14 protein-coding genes and 2 tRNA genes are annotated in these 15,328 nt (G+C 30.2%); 6 read left to right on the top strand and 10 right to left on the bottom strand.

Annotated elements, in window-relative coordinates; genetic code table 11:
• Nucleotides 1-197 precede the first annotated feature (197 nt).
• The 6 genes from ACULEV_RS12955 to ACULEV_RS12930 form a co-directional block, all read right to left on the bottom strand.
• The gene (locus ACULEV_RS12955) at nucleotides 198-1,055 is read right to left on the bottom strand and encodes a reverse transcriptase family protein (RefSeq protein WP_445455469.1); all 858 of its coding nucleotides are present in this window, start codon (nucleotides 1,053-1,055) and stop codon (nucleotides 198-200) included.
• Nucleotides 1,036-1,326 carry a helix-turn-helix domain-containing protein gene (locus ACULEV_RS12950; RefSeq protein ID WP_445455468.1) on the bottom strand — a complete coding sequence of 97 codons (291 nt, stop codon included), beginning with the start codon at nucleotides 1,324-1,326 and terminating at the stop codon, nucleotides 1,036-1,038. The genes ACULEV_RS12955 and ACULEV_RS12950 overlap by 20 nt, the downstream gene beginning before the upstream one ends.
• A gap of 79 nt (nucleotides 1,327-1,405) precedes the next feature.
• A complete protein-coding gene (locus ACULEV_RS12945; protein ID WP_445455467.1) occupies nucleotides 1,406-1,624 on the bottom strand; it encodes a hypothetical protein in 219 nt (72 codons plus the stop codon).
• A 921-nt stretch (nucleotides 1,625-2,545) separates the two neighbouring features.
• Nucleotides 2,546-2,746, bottom strand: a complete 201-nt coding sequence (locus ACULEV_RS12940; protein WP_445455466.1) for a GIY-YIG nuclease family protein — start codon at nucleotides 2,744-2,746, stop codon at nucleotides 2,546-2,548.
• Between the two features lie 45 nt (nucleotides 2,747-2,791).
• Nucleotides 2,792-2,864, bottom strand: a tRNA-Met gene (locus ACULEV_RS12935).
• 143 nt (nucleotides 2,865-3,007) lie between these two features.
• A tRNA-Met gene (locus ACULEV_RS12930) sits at nucleotides 3,008-3,080 on the bottom strand.
• A 115-nt stretch (nucleotides 3,081-3,195) separates the two neighbouring features.
• Here ACULEV_RS12930 and era point away from each other — a divergent pair.
• On the top strand, nucleotides 3,196-4,080 hold the full coding sequence (gene era, locus ACULEV_RS12925) for a GTPase Era (RefSeq protein ID WP_445455465.1): 885 nt from the start codon (nucleotides 3,196-3,198) through the stop codon (nucleotides 4,078-4,080).
• Here the strand turns inward: era and ACULEV_RS12920 are convergent, their stop codons facing one another.
• Nucleotides 4,081-4,569, bottom strand: coding sequence for a hypothetical protein (locus tag ACULEV_RS12920; protein ID WP_445455464.1), 489 nt, complete (start codon nucleotides 4,567-4,569; stop codon nucleotides 4,081-4,083).
• Nucleotides 4,570-4,723: 154 nt separating this feature from the next.
• Here ACULEV_RS12920 and der point away from each other — a divergent pair, with 154 nt between their 5' ends.
• The gene (der, locus tag ACULEV_RS12915) at nucleotides 4,724-6,034 is read left to right on the top strand and encodes a ribosome biogenesis GTPase Der (protein WP_140964515.1); all 1,311 of its coding nucleotides are present in this window, start codon (nucleotides 4,724-4,726) and stop codon (nucleotides 6,032-6,034) included.
• A 64-nt stretch (nucleotides 6,035-6,098) separates the two neighbouring features.
• Here der and ACULEV_RS12910 read toward each other — a convergent pair whose 3' ends face one another.
• The 3 genes from ACULEV_RS12910 to ACULEV_RS12900 all read right to left on the bottom strand — a co-directional run bounded on the left by ACULEV_RS12910 (nucleotide 6,099) and on the right by ACULEV_RS12900 (nucleotide 10,795).
• The gene (locus ACULEV_RS12910) at nucleotides 6,099-6,989 is read right to left on the bottom strand and encodes a hypothetical protein (RefSeq protein ID WP_445455463.1); all 891 of its coding nucleotides are present in this window, start codon (nucleotides 6,987-6,989) and stop codon (nucleotides 6,099-6,101) included.
• Between the two features lie 199 nt (nucleotides 6,990-7,188).
• Nucleotides 7,189-9,081 carry a T9SS type A sorting domain-containing protein gene (locus ACULEV_RS12905; protein ID WP_445455462.1) on the bottom strand — a complete coding sequence of 631 codons (1,893 nt, stop codon included), beginning with the start codon at nucleotides 9,079-9,081 and terminating at the stop codon, nucleotides 7,189-7,191.
• Nucleotides 9,082-9,250: 169 nt separating this feature from the next.
• Complete coding sequence (locus ACULEV_RS12900; protein WP_445455461.1) at nucleotides 9,251-10,795, bottom strand: hypothetical protein; 1,545 nt, start codon at nucleotides 10,793-10,795, stop codon at nucleotides 9,251-9,253.
• A gap of 155 nt (nucleotides 10,796-10,950) precedes the next feature.
• Here ACULEV_RS12900 and ACULEV_RS12895 point away from each other — a divergent pair, with 155 nt between their 5' ends.
• Genes ACULEV_RS12895 through leuB form a run of 4 tightly spaced genes read left to right on the top strand, consistent with a single transcriptional unit; the run spans nucleotide 10,951 to nucleotide 15,253 of the window.
• Complete coding sequence (locus ACULEV_RS12895; RefSeq protein ID WP_445455460.1) at nucleotides 10,951-12,117, top strand: 2-isopropylmalate synthase; 1,167 nt, start codon at nucleotides 10,951-10,953, stop codon at nucleotides 12,115-12,117.
• Between the two features lie 6 nt (nucleotides 12,118-12,123).
• Nucleotides 12,124-13,509: a 3-isopropylmalate dehydratase large subunit gene (gene leuC / locus ACULEV_RS12890; RefSeq protein WP_445455459.1), complete on the top strand. Its 1,386-nt coding sequence runs from the start codon at nucleotides 12,124-12,126 to the stop codon at nucleotides 13,507-13,509.
• 2 nt (nucleotides 13,510-13,511) lie between these two features.
• The gene (gene leuD, locus ACULEV_RS12885; RefSeq protein ID WP_445455458.1) at nucleotides 13,512-14,120 is read left to right on the top strand and encodes a 3-isopropylmalate dehydratase small subunit; all 609 of its coding nucleotides are present in this window, start codon (nucleotides 13,512-13,514) and stop codon (nucleotides 14,118-14,120) included.
• 11 nt (nucleotides 14,121-14,131) lie between these two features.
• Complete coding sequence (gene leuB, locus ACULEV_RS12880; RefSeq protein ID WP_445455457.1) at nucleotides 14,132-15,253, top strand: 3-isopropylmalate dehydrogenase; 1,122 nt, start codon at nucleotides 14,132-14,134, stop codon at nucleotides 15,251-15,253.
• The last annotated feature ends 75 nt before the right edge of the window (nucleotides 15,254-15,328 follow it).

The following is a 15,328-nucleotide window of genomic DNA, read 5'->3' as shown; positions in this document are numbered from 1 at the left end:
AAATAGTATGCGTTTTAGTATGCTTGTTAATATTCAGTTTATAACGTTCCCAGACTTTACATCTGTTGAGTTTTTTCAAGACTGGCTTTAACAAATGTACCGAAAACTTTAAAAGAAAAAGCGTGAATAAAAAGAAAAAAATAATCATTAAACTTTCCAAAGAAACCCAAATCCTTGCAATAGCATAAAACCTGTGCTTAGTGGTTGCCTTTTTTGTTATTTGTTTTTCGTATATTATTTAAATAATTTCCATAAGGCTTTATCTTCTTTTCTGATTTTTCTTCTTCTTTTGCTCTTTGTATAATTTTTTCTGGTGCGTCTATTTTATTCAGAAAAATATTTATTCCGGTTACATTTTGATTTCCTTGATAATTAGTTTTTCTTCTACTTATTTTTAAACCACTTTCTTGAACGATTTTTAAAAATATTGGAATTAAATCTTGAAAATCTTTTTGAGATGAAAATGTTAAGTCGTCAATGTATCGAGTATAAGTTATGCCATTTTCTTCACAGATTTTTATTAATTTATAATCTGTTTCTAAAAAAATAATATTTGAAATATGTGTACTAGTTGGCGTACCTTGAGGTAATTCGCCTTTCCAGGTTGTCAATTTTGTAATATAAAAAGCAAACTGTTTATTAAAACCTAATTCAATGAATGTATTATGAATTTTTTTTGATTTTATTGAAGGATAAAAATCTTTCAAATCAGTAGTAAATATATATTTTTTTCCTTGATGTGGTTTTGCGTTTGTAATGTTACTTTTCTTTTTTACTCCACCGTGTACATTACTTGGTAATTCTATATCTGAAAGAATTCTATCTTTAATTTTTGATTGGATTAACTTTAATTTTGTTTTTGATGGGCGAATAATTCTTTCCTTAATAGTTCCATCTAAATAGGTTTTAAATTGCCCAGTTTTTTTGTCAATTTTTTGTTCAACCCATTCATTGTAATGAGTGTCTATTTCTTGAATAATTTTATCAAGTTCATTTTTTGTTTCCCCAATTATTGAAGGTAGAAACAATTTATTTCTAGACTTTAAAGAACTCATTTATTAATGATTTAACAGATGGATTTATAATCTCAAATGCTTTTCTTTTTTCAGGAGAAATGTCTTCTTCATTAAGTGACATAAAAAAAAGAATAGGCAATGGAATATCAAGATTCAAACTTATCACTTTTAAAGTTGATAAATTTGGTTCTTTACTATTATTTTCAATTTGAGATAAATATGTTTGAGTTATACCACAAGATGAGGCAAACTCTGTTTGAGTTTGGCCTTTTTGCTTTCTGATATCTTTTATAACTGTACCTAGATTCATAATAATTAAAATGGAAAAATTTAAAGGGTGTCGGTTGATAATTGAATAATGTAATACTTCTTTAAGAACTTAATAGCCATTAGATTAAAAATTTAATAATTAGGTAAACAATATCTGAAATTTCAGATTTATAATGTTTGTCTGTCAACCCTTTCTTAATTCTCAATCTATTTAATTTTGCTATTGCATCATTTAATAGATTAACATCATTCTCCGATAGAGAACACTGGTCCGTTGCGATAGTTACAAGTACATTTTGTAAACCATCGATGTTTTGAAGTCTTTTTTTTCTCGACATGATATAATAAGTTTTAGTAATAGCTTAATTGCTACCTGCTTATTTAACAATAATCAATTACTAAATGCGTAGACAATGTTCTCTATGCACCGCTTTAAAATCCCTGCTTCTTTTAAAATAGAAACTTTCATTGATACAATTCATTTCATCTTTTCTAATCTGATTTAAAACCTCTTTGAATTAATTGAATTTGATTTCAATGCTATCATCGATTTGGCGATTTGGCTTTTCCAGGCGACATCGACAGTTTTCAGCAGTTAGAGAGCGAATTGTGTCTGAAACCCCAATAAAGGGTTGTTTAAATGAATAAACAAAAGTTAAAACTCTCCATTTAGTAATTAATTTTCAAAACATATTTCAAAGAACTATGATGCAAATATATATAAATATTACTTACAGTTAATAAAAAAGGGCAAAATATTTTTAATTTTTTTTTAGTCTATTGAAAAAGAGTGAATTAATTTTATTGCTAACTTGTAAATATATCTGACATTGTTACCACTAATCTACTAATATAGGATAGATAGGTTTGATAAATGTTAGTTTGTATTTTTTTAAATTTAAACAATCGTTTTTAAACCCACAATACGTATTTATACGCATTTTTTTAAGTTTTCAGAACGTATTTAGACTTACAGGTTTTTATAATCTTTATACTTATAAATACATACATAGAAACTGAGGGTGCATTTTTATAGAATTATAATGCTAAAAAGTGTTAATTATTGGTGTTTTATAATCTGATTTTCAAGGGTATTAATTAGAAAATTGTATGCGTTTTCGTATGCGTTTGCATTAAAAAACGCATACGATTTTAGTATAAAAAACCCTCAATCGCTTGCTGATTAAGGGTTTTTTATCGTAGCGAAGACGGTATTTGAGCTTAGTGCGCTTAGGCGAATATGAGCCTCTTTATTTATATTATTTTTCTCTTTGTAAGGCATCCTTTTTTGTGGTATAAAATTCAACATGTACCACTTTCCAAGGCCTAAATTTAATTGTATAACCTTTTGTTGCTAAAAGATTATGGGATTTAAAACGTTCTATCAAATTAGAAGTGTATCCCACATAATTTTTATTATGTTTTTCAGAAAAAAGAATATAAACAACAAATTCTTCCATATTGTTAAAACCAAAAACCCTCTCATTTCTGAAAGGGTTACTTAGTAGCGGGAACAGGACTCGAACCTGTGACCTTCGGGTTATGAGCCCGACGAGCTGCCTACTGCTCTATCCCGCGATGTGCGTTTATAATTTCAATAAAATTCTTACTAGTTAACATTGCGATTTGAACCTGTGTCCGCCTAGGTGGATATGAATCCGACAAGCTACCAATTGCTCTATCCCGCGATGTGCGTTTGTAATTTCAATAAAAATTCTTAGTAGCGGGAACAGGACTCGAACCTGTGACCTTCGGGTTATGAGCCCGACGAGCTGCCTACTGCTCTATCCCGCGATTTGTGAGTGCAAAATTACAATGTTTATTGGAATAAACAAACCTTTTTTAAAAATAATGTTTTATTTCTTCTATTCACCTGATATGACTACCTTTGCAAAATAAATAAATTGTAATGGAACACAAAGCTGGTTTTGTAAATATTATTGGTAATCCAAACGTAGGTAAATCTACATTAATGAATGCTTTAGTAGGTGAGCGCTTGTCAATCATAACAAGTAAAGCACAAACTACTCGTCATAGAATATTAGGAATTGTCAATGGTGATGATTTTCAAATGATATTATCAGATACTCCTGGAATTATAAAACCTGCTTATGAATTGCAAAACTCTATGATGAGTTTTGTGAAAAATGCTTTTGAAGATGCGGATGTTTTGATTTATATGGTCGAAATAGGAGAGAAGGAGTTAAAAGATGAAGCTTTTTTTAATAAAATTGTACATTCTAAAATACCAGTTTTATTATTATTAAATAAAATTGATAAATCGAATCAAGAGCAATTAGAAGAACAAGTGGCAATGTGGGCTGAAAAAGTGCCTAATGCAGAAATTTTTGCTATTTCGGCTTTAGAAAATTTTAATGTTCAAGGCGTTTTTGATAGAGTTATAGAATTGTTGCCTGTATCACCACCTTTTTATCCTAAAGACACTTTAACGGACAAACCAGAACGTTTCTTTGTTAACGAAACTATTAGAGAGAAAATCTTATTAAACTACGACAAAGAAATCCCTTATGCAGTAGAAATTGATACAGAAGAGTTTAAAGAAGATGAAACTATTATTCGCATTAGAGCCGTTATAATGGTAGAACGTGAAACTCAAAAAGGAATCATTATAGGGCATAAAGGAGCTGCTTTGAAAAGAGTAGGAACTCAAGCAAGAGAAGATTTGGAAAAGTTTTTTGGCAAAAAAATATTTTTAGAAACTTATGTTAAGGTTAATAAAGATTGGAGAAGTAATGCTAATCAGTTAAGGAGATTTGGTTACAACCAAAAATAATTAGTGAATAACTCTTTCCATAATAGTTTGTAATTGATTCATTTGTGGCATTCCTTTTTTTCTGTTTCTTCTAGCCATATAATAAAGTAAAAACCAGGAGAACAACATTAAGGCAATAATAATAATTTCAATGGTGTAGTTTTGGTGTAATCTTACTTTAGTATAAGCAGATACTGAAGCAACTAAGAAAATTACGGCAATAAGAAAATGAAGAAAAATAAAAAATGTCCACAAAACAGGATCTGGACCATATAAGCCATTTACTGCTGTATTTCCATCTTCCATAGGTTCTAATTGTAGATGTAGATGTGGAGAATATTTTTCTCTTTGGAGTACACCCAAACTTATCCAAATGTGATTATCTAAAATTTTCACTTTGTAATCAGGCTCTATTTCAGATTTTAATTCTTCAAATTCTTTTAAAACAGTATCAAATGATTTTGTAGCAACTGTATAGAATCGAAGTCGTAGGGTAATGTTTTTCTCCATAAATTGGGATTTATGATACTAATCTACGAAAAAATATTAATAAAAGAATATCAAATTAACATTACACACTTGTTATTGAATTGATTAAATAGAAAAGCAAATCTATTTTTCTAAATTCTAAATGATTATCTTTGCACTTTCAAAAAAATAAATAATGAATAATATTGTAGCCATAGTAGGTAGACCAAATGTGGGAAAATCGACATTTTTCAATCGTTTAATACAACGTAGAGATGCTATTGTTGATTCTGTTAGCGGTGTTACCAGAGATAGAAATTATGGCAAAAGTGAATGGAATGGAAAAGCCTTTTCTGTAATAGATACAGGTGGATATATTAAAGGTTCGGATGATGTTTTCGAAGGAGAAATAAGACGTCAAGTAGAATTAGCTATTGACGAAGCAGATGCTATTATTTTTTTAGTGGATGTGGAAGAAGGTGTAACTCCAATGGATGCTGAAGTTGCTAAGTTACTTCGTAAAGTAACAAAACCAATATTGCTAGCAGTAAATAAAGTAGATAATGGTGCTCGTGAGAAAGATGCTGTTGAATTTTATTCTTTAGGATTAGGAGAATATTTTACCATTGCTGGAATGAATGGAAGTGGAACGGGTGAATTATTAGATGAATTAGTAAGAGTTTTACCAGAATTACCTGAAGTGGAGGAAGAAGAAAATCCTCTGCCAAAGTTTACTGTTGTAGGTAGACCAAATGCAGGAAAATCATCGTTTATTAATGCGCTTATTGGAGAAGATCGTTTTGTAGTAACTGATATTGCAGGAACAACTAGAGATTCTATCGATACAACTTATAATCGTTTCGGATTCGAATTTAAATTAGTAGATACCGCTGGAATCAGAAGAAAAGCTAAAGTAAAAGAAGATTTAGAATTCTATTCAGTTATGCGTTCTGTAAGAGCAATTGAACATAGTGATGTTTGTATTTTAATGATTGATGCAACAAGAGGCTTTGAAGGACAAGATCAAAACATATTTTGGTTAGCCGAAAAAAATAGAAAAGGAGTTGTAATATTAGTCAATAAATGGGATTTAGTTGAGAAAGATACCATGTCAACTAGAGATTATGAGCGAAAAATTCGTGAAGAATTACAACCATTTACAGATGTACCTATTTTATTTGTTTCTGCTTTAACGAAACAAAGATTACTAAAAGCGTTAGAAGTAGCTGTTGAAGTTTATGAAAATAGAAAACAACGTATTGCAACTTCAAAATTCAATGACGTTATGTTGCCTATTATTGAAGCAATGCCACCTCCAGCTTTAAAAGGAAAATATGTGAAAATTAAATATTGTATGCAATTGCCTACACCAACACCTCAATTTGTGTTTTTTGCTAACTTGCCTCAATATGTAAAAGATCCTTATAAGCGTTTTATTGAAAACAAATTACGTGAAAATTATAATTTTTCAGGTGTACCCATTGATATTTATTTTAGACAGAAATAATAATACAAAAAAAGAGCTTTCAATTTGAAAGCTCTTTTAAAATGCACAATAACCTCATTCATTATTATTGTACAATTATTTTTTTAGTTGTCACTTTGCCATTGTTTCTCAACATTTTTAAAGTGTAAATTCCTTCAATTGTAGATTCATCAACAATAAAATTTATCGTTTCTTTATCTGCAATAGTAAACTCTATTTTTTTTGTATTACCAAACAAATCGATTAATGTCATTTCTTTTAAATCAATTTCTTTTGCGAAAATTTTAGAAATATAACCTCTATAGATAGGATTTGAAATAATGTAAGTTGCGTTTGTAGATTCTTCTGATGTGTTTGTGTCTTGTATGTTAGCTACTACATTTTCAGTAATTGGTTTAATTTCAATATCATCAACTTCCATTTGTAAGCTTGAATTTTCACTCAATTTGGATTGATTTTGAACAGAAGGATAAAACCAAAGTTGTGAATTGTCTTCAGTAGGAATATATGTTATTTTTACAATTTGCCAAAAAGAGGTTGGTTTGCTAACTTCCTTAGACCAAATTAATTGGCTTGCTTCATCAACCTTAGGCTTTCTTTGTGAAGTAGAATTTGATAAACCACTAGTTGCTCTAACATTTGCTGTTGGAACTTGTGTTTTAGATTCCTGAGAATTTATGCTTGTATATGCTTTTACTTTAAAAGAAATTTCATATTTTTTTCCAACAGTAAAATTATAGTTGGTATAAATACCTTCACTATTTTCTTTTGCAATACTTAACCAAGCCCAAGTGTTATTGTTTAAGTTTCCTAAAACCATTGGAGTTCCATGACTTGCAGCCCAACCTTTTATACAACTTGGAGCGCTAAAACCATTTCCAGTACAATTTCCGCTTAAGCTTCCATTAGTTAACGTTTGTGAATTACTAATAATTGAAGTAAGAAATAATGCTGTAAAAAATAATATTGTTTTCATGTTTATTGTAATTAGATTTTTTTTGTTTTTATTGATATGCAAATATTCAAACTATTGGAAAATAAAACATTAAGAAATCTCCTCATTTTTAAGGGGAAAAACACCCTTTTTTAAAAAGGGAAAAAGTATTTAAAATAGCACAAAAAGAAAGCTGTCTAATTTAGACAGCTTTTAATAATTAATTTATGCAGTATTATAGTTATTGAATTAGTAACTTTTTTGAAGTGATAGAGTTATCTTTTTTAATCACTTTTACAACATAAATTCCTTTTGGTAATCTTTCATTTATAGGAAAACTAATTGAATTATCGTCTTTAATTGTAAATAGTGTAGTATTTGTTTTTCCTAATAAATCAATTATTAAAACTTCACTCACATTTTTTGAGTCTGTGGTAAAAGTGCAATAACTTCCTTTTGTAATTGGATTTGGAGATAATTGTTCAAGGATTGTGTTTTTTTCTAAAACATTATCTGATTTATCCATGATTACTTCTACATTTTTAATATCCTTGGTTTCAATAGCATATTCTGGTTGACCATTTGCTAATAACCCTTGAATGATGATTTTAAAGGCTTTTCTAGTTTCTCCCCATGGAGCACAATCATTCCAAATTCCGTGTTTGATATAGTACCAAGTATTTATAACTAATCCTGTATTAAATGTAGCAGACATTCCATTTGGAGTTACAGATGGATTTACTCCAACAGGATTATTTCCAGAAGTACTACCATTAGGAGCATAAGAAATAGACCAATGATGACTAACAAAAACTGGGTTTGAAGCAGCAATAGCTGTAACTTGTACATTATTCCCAATATTAGAAGCATTGATTGAAAAGTTAGTTGTATATCCTGACCAATATACATTTTGTGGTAAAGCTATTCTTAACTCTGTCCATTGTACACAACTGTTATAAACACCATGTTTTATATAGTAGTTTTTATCTTTAGATAAGCCAGTAAAAGTAGTTGTAGTTCCATTTTGTATTGAACCAATTAATCCTAAGCTATTTGCATCCGTCGTTGAGCCAGCAACTGAGGTTTCAATTAATCCCCACCAATGATTTAATCCAGCAGACGTATCACTTGCAGTAACAGTAACTGTAATAGTTCCGTCTGACGCACAAAAAGAATTGAAGGTAAAAGCGGGTGAAGCAGTTGATTTTAAAACCCTAAATATATGTGTAGTAGGAATCCATCCCACACATGGGCTTGAAGATGTAGCTACTTTTATTTCATATTCATATCCAGAAATGAAATTATACCCTTGACCATTAAATAATAATGATAAATTTAATACATCTAATTGTCCAGATGTCCATCCATTTCCTCCTAATTGGGTTTGCCATTGAAAAGCTCCAGTTGAACCAATAGGTCTTCTCCAAACATCAAGATAATATTGGTTTTCACCAAAAGATGCTGTTCCATCAAGAAAAATGTTTTCACCTTCACAAAAATCAGTTTTCATATTTCCAGCTGCATCTTCAAAGTGAAATACGGAAGTTACTGGAGGAGTAATTGTTATATCATCAACTTCCATTTGCACTTGTGCACTTCTGTGTAGTGCAGAATTTACAGTCATTAAAGGATATAGACAAAGTTGGGTATTATTTTGTGATGGAGTATAACTAATAGATATTGTTGACCAATTACCAATGTTTGATCCTATGGTTCTTTGCCATATAAGTTCTCCACTAGCTAAAGCTGTAGGAATTGCCGTTCCAGATGTCGTAGTTAGACCACTAACGGCTCTTATATTTGCTGTCGAATTTAGTGTTGCAGTAGTGGGATTAGTAATACTAGTACTTGTCCTAACTCTGAAAGAAATTTGATAAGTTCTGCCCGCTACAAAGGCATAATTGGTAAATATTCCTTCACCAGTGTTTGAATGAGACCACATCCAAACAGCTGTATTTGTACCAACTGTTCCTGTTACACTTGGACTTCCGTGACTAGCTTGCCAACCTTGAACACAAAATGGGGAATTGTATCCATTGCCAGTACATGTACTGTTTAATTCTCCATTCGTTATGCATTGTGCATTAGTAATACTCCAAATAAAGAATATTATAATTGTAAATAAATTTTTCATTTTGATTAAATTAATTATTTGTTTATAAATAAAATGTGTTGTTGTGATCACTTTGCAAAGATTGTAACTTCTGTAATCAAAACGTTTTATCGATAAACCTTAATTAAAAGGGGATTTTTACCCTTTTTTTATTTAATTAATTTAATTGCTTCTATTCTAGTGTTTTAAACTATCTTATTGAGTTGGTTGCTTTTTCTTTAATAATTTCCATGATAGGTTTATTATCAATTTTACTCTCTAACCAAGAGATGATATCTAAGTATAAAAAGGCTCTTCTTTCATAAGGATGATCTTCATATTCCTTCAAACGAGCATGTAGTTTTTTAAATTCACTTTTTAACTGATGTGGATAAATAGTACCTAAATTTCTCAAAAACTTAATCATTTCACGTTGTACTTCATGAAGATCGTTCATCTTGATTAAGAATTTGTAGGTACTTTTTAATTGTAATTCTAATTTGTAATCTAAACTAGCTTCATAATGTGCAACAAGGCTTAATACTCTTGCAAAACACATTAGATCTTCTCTCATAGTTAAATTTCTATTGTCTATAATTTTCTGTAAATAGGAAATACATTTTATATTATTCCCAACACCAAAATACAAACAAGCTATTTTATAATAAAATACCATTACGTGATGTTCGTCTATTTTATCTTCATTTATCTTTAATTTTTTTAATAACTCGTCAATAAGATAAATTCCTTTATCAAAACTACCTTCTAAAAAATGAAGATTTAATTTACTATTATAAATACATAAAAAGGTAAGAATAGTAACATTGTCATTTTTAGGAAAGGCATCTAAGGCAATTGTTTTTTCTAATTTTTCTAATGTTTCCTTAAATAAAGTCTTATGTTTTATTAGATACAAGCACTCTAAAAGATAATTAACTCCTTTTATATACCAAACAGGATTTAAAAAAATCATTTTTGTATTGCTATAAAATAAATCTACCCATTTTTTTGAATATTTATAACAAGACAGAAAATCCTGAATTAAAAAACTGTACCATAAATGAGCTTTGTATAACCATAATTTTTCCCTAAAACCTAAATCAGAAATAGTATAATTAGGCAGTTCTTTATTAAAATACTTAGTTATTTCTTGCATTTCTGCGTCACTCTTTGCGTAGCCACTTTTTAGCATAATGCTGTATAGTTGTAAGGATAAATTAGAAAGTTTACTGGCAATGACATTTTCTTTACTAAGTTTTTTTGCTTGCGAAGTTAATTCATCAGCTCTACCTACAATACTTCGAGTTATGTATTGAGATTCAATTACTTTTTCAAGTTCTACAATTTCATAAGCAATATTTTTTTCTTCATTTTCAAGAGCCATAATTTTAGCTTTTTCCAATATTTTTAAACTTTGCTTATAAAGCCCTTTATGATATAAAATAGTTGCAAAATCAAGTTGTTCACGTATTAAAATTCGATTGTTTTGATTCACAGGATTCATACGTAAACTCACTAAAATTTGCTTGTATAAATGTGCTTTTAAATTAGAGAGCTGTAATTTGGTTACTATTTTGCTTTCTAAAATAGCTTCTTCATTGTAATCATTCATTTTATCCAATAAATTGAATAATAAAAGGAATTTTGCATTCACATTTACATCAAGTCTGTTGGCATATAATTTAAACTGACGCTTTTCTGACCTAGAAAGCGATTTAATTAAGATAAATAAATTGTCTTTTGATAAGTTTGCCATTGTAAATAAATGAATATTAATTTAATGTAAATCAATCTGTTATGTGTTTTAAAAATTGTTTTAATACTGTAAAACAATTTTTAAAAAACTCTCCTTACGCTAAGCAAAGTATAAATTTGTACGCATAAATTAAAATTAAGTTTAATAATTCTTTTATGGATAAAGGGAAAGTACAAATATTCGACACCACATTAAGAGATGGAGAACAAGTACCTGGTTGTAAATTAAACAAAGAGCAAAAATTAATTATTGCAAAACGTTTAGACGAACTAGGAGTGGATGTTATAGAAGCTGGATTTCCAATTTCTAGCCCAGGAGATTTTGAAGCAGTTGAAGCTATTGCAAAAATAGTAAAAAATGCAACTGTTTGTGGACTCACAAGAGCAGTTGAAAAAGATATAGAAATAGCAGCACAAGCCCTTAAATATGCAAAAAAACCAAGAATTCATACAGGAATAGGCACATCTGATTCTCATATAAAATATAAATTTAACGCTTCTAAAGAGGAAATCATTGAGCGTGCAGTTAAAGCTGTAGCTTATGCCAAAACGTTTGTTGAGGATGTGGAGTTTTATGCTGAAGATGCAGGGAGAACAGATAATGCTTTTTTAGCTCAAGTATGTACCGAAGTTATAAAAGCTGGTGCGACCGTTTTAAATATTCCAGACACTACTGGTTATTGCTTACCAGAAGAGTATGGTGCTAAAATAAAATATCTTACAGAAAATGTAATTGGTATAGACAAAGCTATTTTATCTTGTCATTGCCATAATGATTTAGGTTTGGCTACAGCCAATTCTATAGCAGGAGTAATTAATGGAGCAAGACAAATTGAATGTACTATTAATGGAATAGGGGAAAGAGCTGGAAATACTTCACTTGAAGAAGTAGTGATGATTTTAAGACAACATCCAACTTTAGGGTTAGATACAAATGTGAATGCTAGATTATTAAATGAAATGAGTCATTTAGTTTCTGAGAGCATGGGAATGTTAGTACAACCTAATAAAGCTATTGTAGGAGCTAATGCTTTTGCACATAGTTCAGGAATACATCAAGATGGAGTAATTAAAAATCGGGAAACCTATGAAATTATTAACCCAGAAGATGTAGGTGTTTCTGAATCATCTATTATTCTTACTGCAAGAAGTGGTAGAGCCGCTTTGGCCTACAGAGCAAAAAAAATAGGTTACGAATTAACAAAATTGCAATTGGATATAGTATACCAAGAATTTTTAAAAGTAGCTGATAGAAAAAAAGAAGTCATTGATGATGATGTCCATAGAATTATTGAAAATAATAATATAGGAATAGTAGCATAAATAAAAATGGAAAAGAAAACCCTTTTTGATAAAGTTTGGGATAGTCATGTGGTAAGCGAAGTACAAAATGGACCACAGATATTGTATATAGATAAACATTTAATTCATGAAGTAACAAGTCCACAGGCTTTTGCTGAATTAGAAGAGCGAAATATCCCAGTTTTTCGCCCAAATCAAATTGTAGCTACTGCTGATCACAATGTGCCAACAAAAGATCAGCATCTTCCTATAAAAGATTTGTTGTCTAAAAATCAATTGGAACAATTAACTAAAAACTGTGAAAAAAATAATATTACATTATATGATTTAGGACACAAATATCAAGGAATTGTCCATGTTATTGCACCAGAATTAGGAATTACATTACCTGGAATGACTATGGTTTGTGGAGATAGTCATACTTCCACTCATGGTGCTTTTGGAACCATCGCTTTTGGTATTGGAACGAGTCAAGTAGCGCAAGTTTTTGCTAGCCAATGTTTGTTGTTGAATAAACCAAAAAGTTTACGAGTTTCTGTCAATGGAAAATTAGCTAAAGGAGTAACTCCCAAAGATGTTATTTTATATATCATTTCGCAAATTGGTACAAATTCTGGAACAGGATATTTTTGTGAATATGCAGGAAATGTATTCCAAGAAATGTCTATGGAAGGAAGAATGACCGTTTGCAATATGAGTATCGAAATGGGAGCAAGAGGAGGAATGATCGCACCAGATGAAGTTACTTTTGAATACATAAAAGGAAAAGAGTTTGCTCCCAAAGGAAATGACTTAGAAGAGCGAATTGCCTATTGGAAAACTTTGCCAACAGATGAAGGAGCAACTTTTGATAAAGAGTATTCTTTTAATGCAGAAGATATTGCTCCAATGATTACTTATGGAACAAATCCAGGAATGGGAATAAAAATCAGTGAAAATATTCCTGTTTTAGAAGATGATTCTTTTCAAAAAGCATTGGATTATATGGGTTTTCAAAAAGGAGAATCCTTAATAAATAAACCCATAAATTATGTATTTATAGGAAGTTGTACTAATTCTCGAATTGAAGATTTTAGAATAGCAGCGCAATATATACAAGGGAAACAGAAAGCATCTAATGTAAATGCTTTAATTGTACCTGGTTCTCAACAAGTTGCTAAACAAATTGCAGAAGAAGGATTAACAAGTATTTTTGAAGAAGCAGGTTTTGAAATTCGTCAGCCAGGTTGTTCCGCTTGTTTAGCGATGAATGATGATAAAATTCCAGCTGGAGAATATTGTGTATCTACTTCAAATAGAAATTTTGAAGGAAGGCAAGGGCAAGGTTCACGCACACTTTTATCAAGCCCATTAGTAGCTGCTGCAATAGCTGTCGAAGGTAAAATTATAGATATAACAAAACATTTAAATTAATAATGGAAAAGTTCATCACATTACAGTCAAAAGCAGTTCCATTACCAATGGAAAATATAGATACCGATCAAATCATTCCAGCCCGTTTTTTAAAAGTTACAAATAAGATTGGTTTTGGAAACAATTTATTTAGAGATTGGCGTTATGATGAGGATAACCAAACAATAGCTTCATTTGTATTAAATAATCCAAAATATTCAGGAAAGGTATTAGTAGCTGGTGATAATTTTGGATGTGGAAGTAGTAGAGAGCACGCAGCTTGGGCATTAACAGATTATGGTTTCAAAGTTATTGTATCGAGTTATTTTGCCGATATTTTTAAAGGGAATGCACTTAATAATGGATTGTTACCTATCCAAGTTTCTCCAAAATTTTTAAAAGAAGTTTTAACCATTATAACTAAGAATCCTGAAACACAATTAATAGTTGATTTAGAGACTCAAACGATAGAAGTGGACGGATTAAATTTAAAAGAAGATTTTGAAATTGATGCCTATAAAAAGTTATGTATGATAAATGGATATGATGATATCGACTTTTTAGTGAGTAATAAAGATAAAATAGAAGCTTTCGAAATCAATAGAAATAAAAAAGAATCCATAGTTATTTAAATATAGAAAAGATGAAGATGAAAATAGCAGTTTTATCTGGAGACGGAATTGGTCCAGAGGTAACAAAAGAATCGGTTAAGGTTTTACAAGCAATTGCAGACGCATTCGGACATGATTTTCAATTTACACATGCATTGGTAGGTGCTATTGCAATTGATAAAACGGAAAATCCATTGCCAAACGAAACCCTAATTTTATGCAAAGAAAGTGATGCAGTTTTATTTGGAGCCATTGGTGATCCAAAATATGACAATAATCCTGATGCTAAAGTAAGACCAGAACAAGGATTGTTAAAGTTGCGTAAAGAATTAGGTTTATTTGCTAATATTCGTCCAATTACTGCTTATGATGCATTATTAGATAAATCTCCATTAAAAAAAGAAATCATTCATGGAACAGATATGGTTATCTATAGAGAATTGACTGGAGGAATTTATTTTGGTGAAAAAAAACTAAGTGAAGATGGAACAGTAGCTTCCGATTTATGTGAATATTCCCAATTTGAAATTGAACGAGTTGCCCATTTAGCCTTTAAGACTGCACAACAAAGAAGGAAAAAAGTAACATTAGTAGATAAAGCAAATGTCTTGGAATCTTCAAGGTTATGGAGAAGAGTAGTAACCGAGTTAGCTAAGCAATATACAGATGTAACATTAGATTTCCTATTTGTAGACAACGCAGCTATGCAGATGATATTAAATCCAAGTCAGTTTGATGTAATTTTAACTGAAAATATGTTTGGAGATATTATTTCCGATGAAGGAAGTGTAATAGGAGGTTCAATAGGTTTATTAGCATCAGCTTCAGTAGGTGATGGAACCGCTTTGTTTGAACCTATTCATGGTTCTTATCCGCAAGCAGCAGGTAAAAATATAGCTAACCCTATTGCTTCCATTTTAAGTGCAGCTATGCTTTTAGAACACTTTTCTTTACATGATGAAGCAAGATTGATTAATAAGGCTGTAGAAATTATGCTAAATGAAAATATGGGAACTATAGACTTAAATAAAGAAAATCCATCTTCAACTTCAGAAATAGGAGATGTTATTGTGAAATTAATAGATAGTCAAGAGGTAACTATTGGAGGTTCTCATTTTGAGAATATTAAGTTGGGAAAATCAGTGTATATATAAAATTAAGTTAAAAAAGTTTAATTCTTTTTTAGACTGTAAGAAAAGACTTTATTTCGCGGTTAGTTATTAATCGCG

This window comes from Flavobacterium sp. HNIBRBA15423 (assembly GCF_052655965.1).
The sequence above is the reverse complement of the archived record's forward strand: the minus strand, read 5'-3'. Positions and strand labels throughout refer to the sequence as shown.

Coding starts and splice junctions, on each gene's coding strand:
- leuD (WP_445455458.1), top strand. CDS start 13,512: ATGGAAAAGTTCATCACATTACAGTCAAAAGCAGTTCCATTACCAATG.
- leuB (WP_445455457.1), top strand. CDS start 14,132: ATGAAGATGAAAATAGCAGTTTTATCTGGAGACGGAATTGGTCCAGAG.
- era (WP_445455465.1), top strand. CDS start 3,196: ATGGAACACAAAGCTGGTTTTGTAAATATTATTGGTAATCCAAACGTA.
- leuC (WP_445455459.1), top strand. CDS start 12,124: ATGGAAAAGAAAACCCTTTTTGATAAAGTTTGGGATAGTCATGTGGTA.
- ACULEV_RS12900 (WP_445455461.1), bottom strand. CDS start 10,795: ATGGCAAACTTATCAAAAGACAATTTATTTATCTTAATTAAATCGCTT.
- ACULEV_RS12905 (WP_445455462.1), bottom strand. CDS start 9,081: ATGAAAAATTTATTTACAATTATAATATTCTTTATTTGGAGTATTACT.
- der (WP_140964515.1), top strand. CDS start 4,724: ATGAATAATATTGTAGCCATAGTAGGTAGACCAAATGTGGGAAAATCG.
- ACULEV_RS12945 (WP_445455467.1), bottom strand. CDS start 1,624: ATGTCGAGAAAAAAAAGACTTCAAAACATCGATGGTTTACAAAATGTA.
- ACULEV_RS12910 (WP_445455463.1), bottom strand. CDS start 6,989: ATGAAAACAATATTATTTTTTACAGCATTATTTCTTACTTCAATTATT.
- ACULEV_RS12940 (WP_445455466.1), bottom strand. CDS start 2,746: ATGGAAGAATTTGTTGTTTATATTCTTTTTTCTGAAAAACATAATAAA.
- ACULEV_RS12920 (WP_445455464.1), bottom strand. CDS start 4,569: ATGGAGAAAAACATTACCCTACGACTTCGATTCTATACAGTTGCTACA.
- ACULEV_RS12950 (WP_445455468.1), bottom strand. CDS start 1,326: ATGAATCTAGGTACAGTTATAAAAGATATCAGAAAGCAAAAAGGCCAA.
- ACULEV_RS12955 (WP_445455469.1), bottom strand. CDS start 1,055: ATGAGTTCTTTAAAGTCTAGAAATAAATTGTTTCTACCTTCAATAATT.
- ACULEV_RS12895 (WP_445455460.1), top strand. CDS start 10,951: ATGGATAAAGGGAAAGTACAAATATTCGACACCACATTAAGAGATGGA.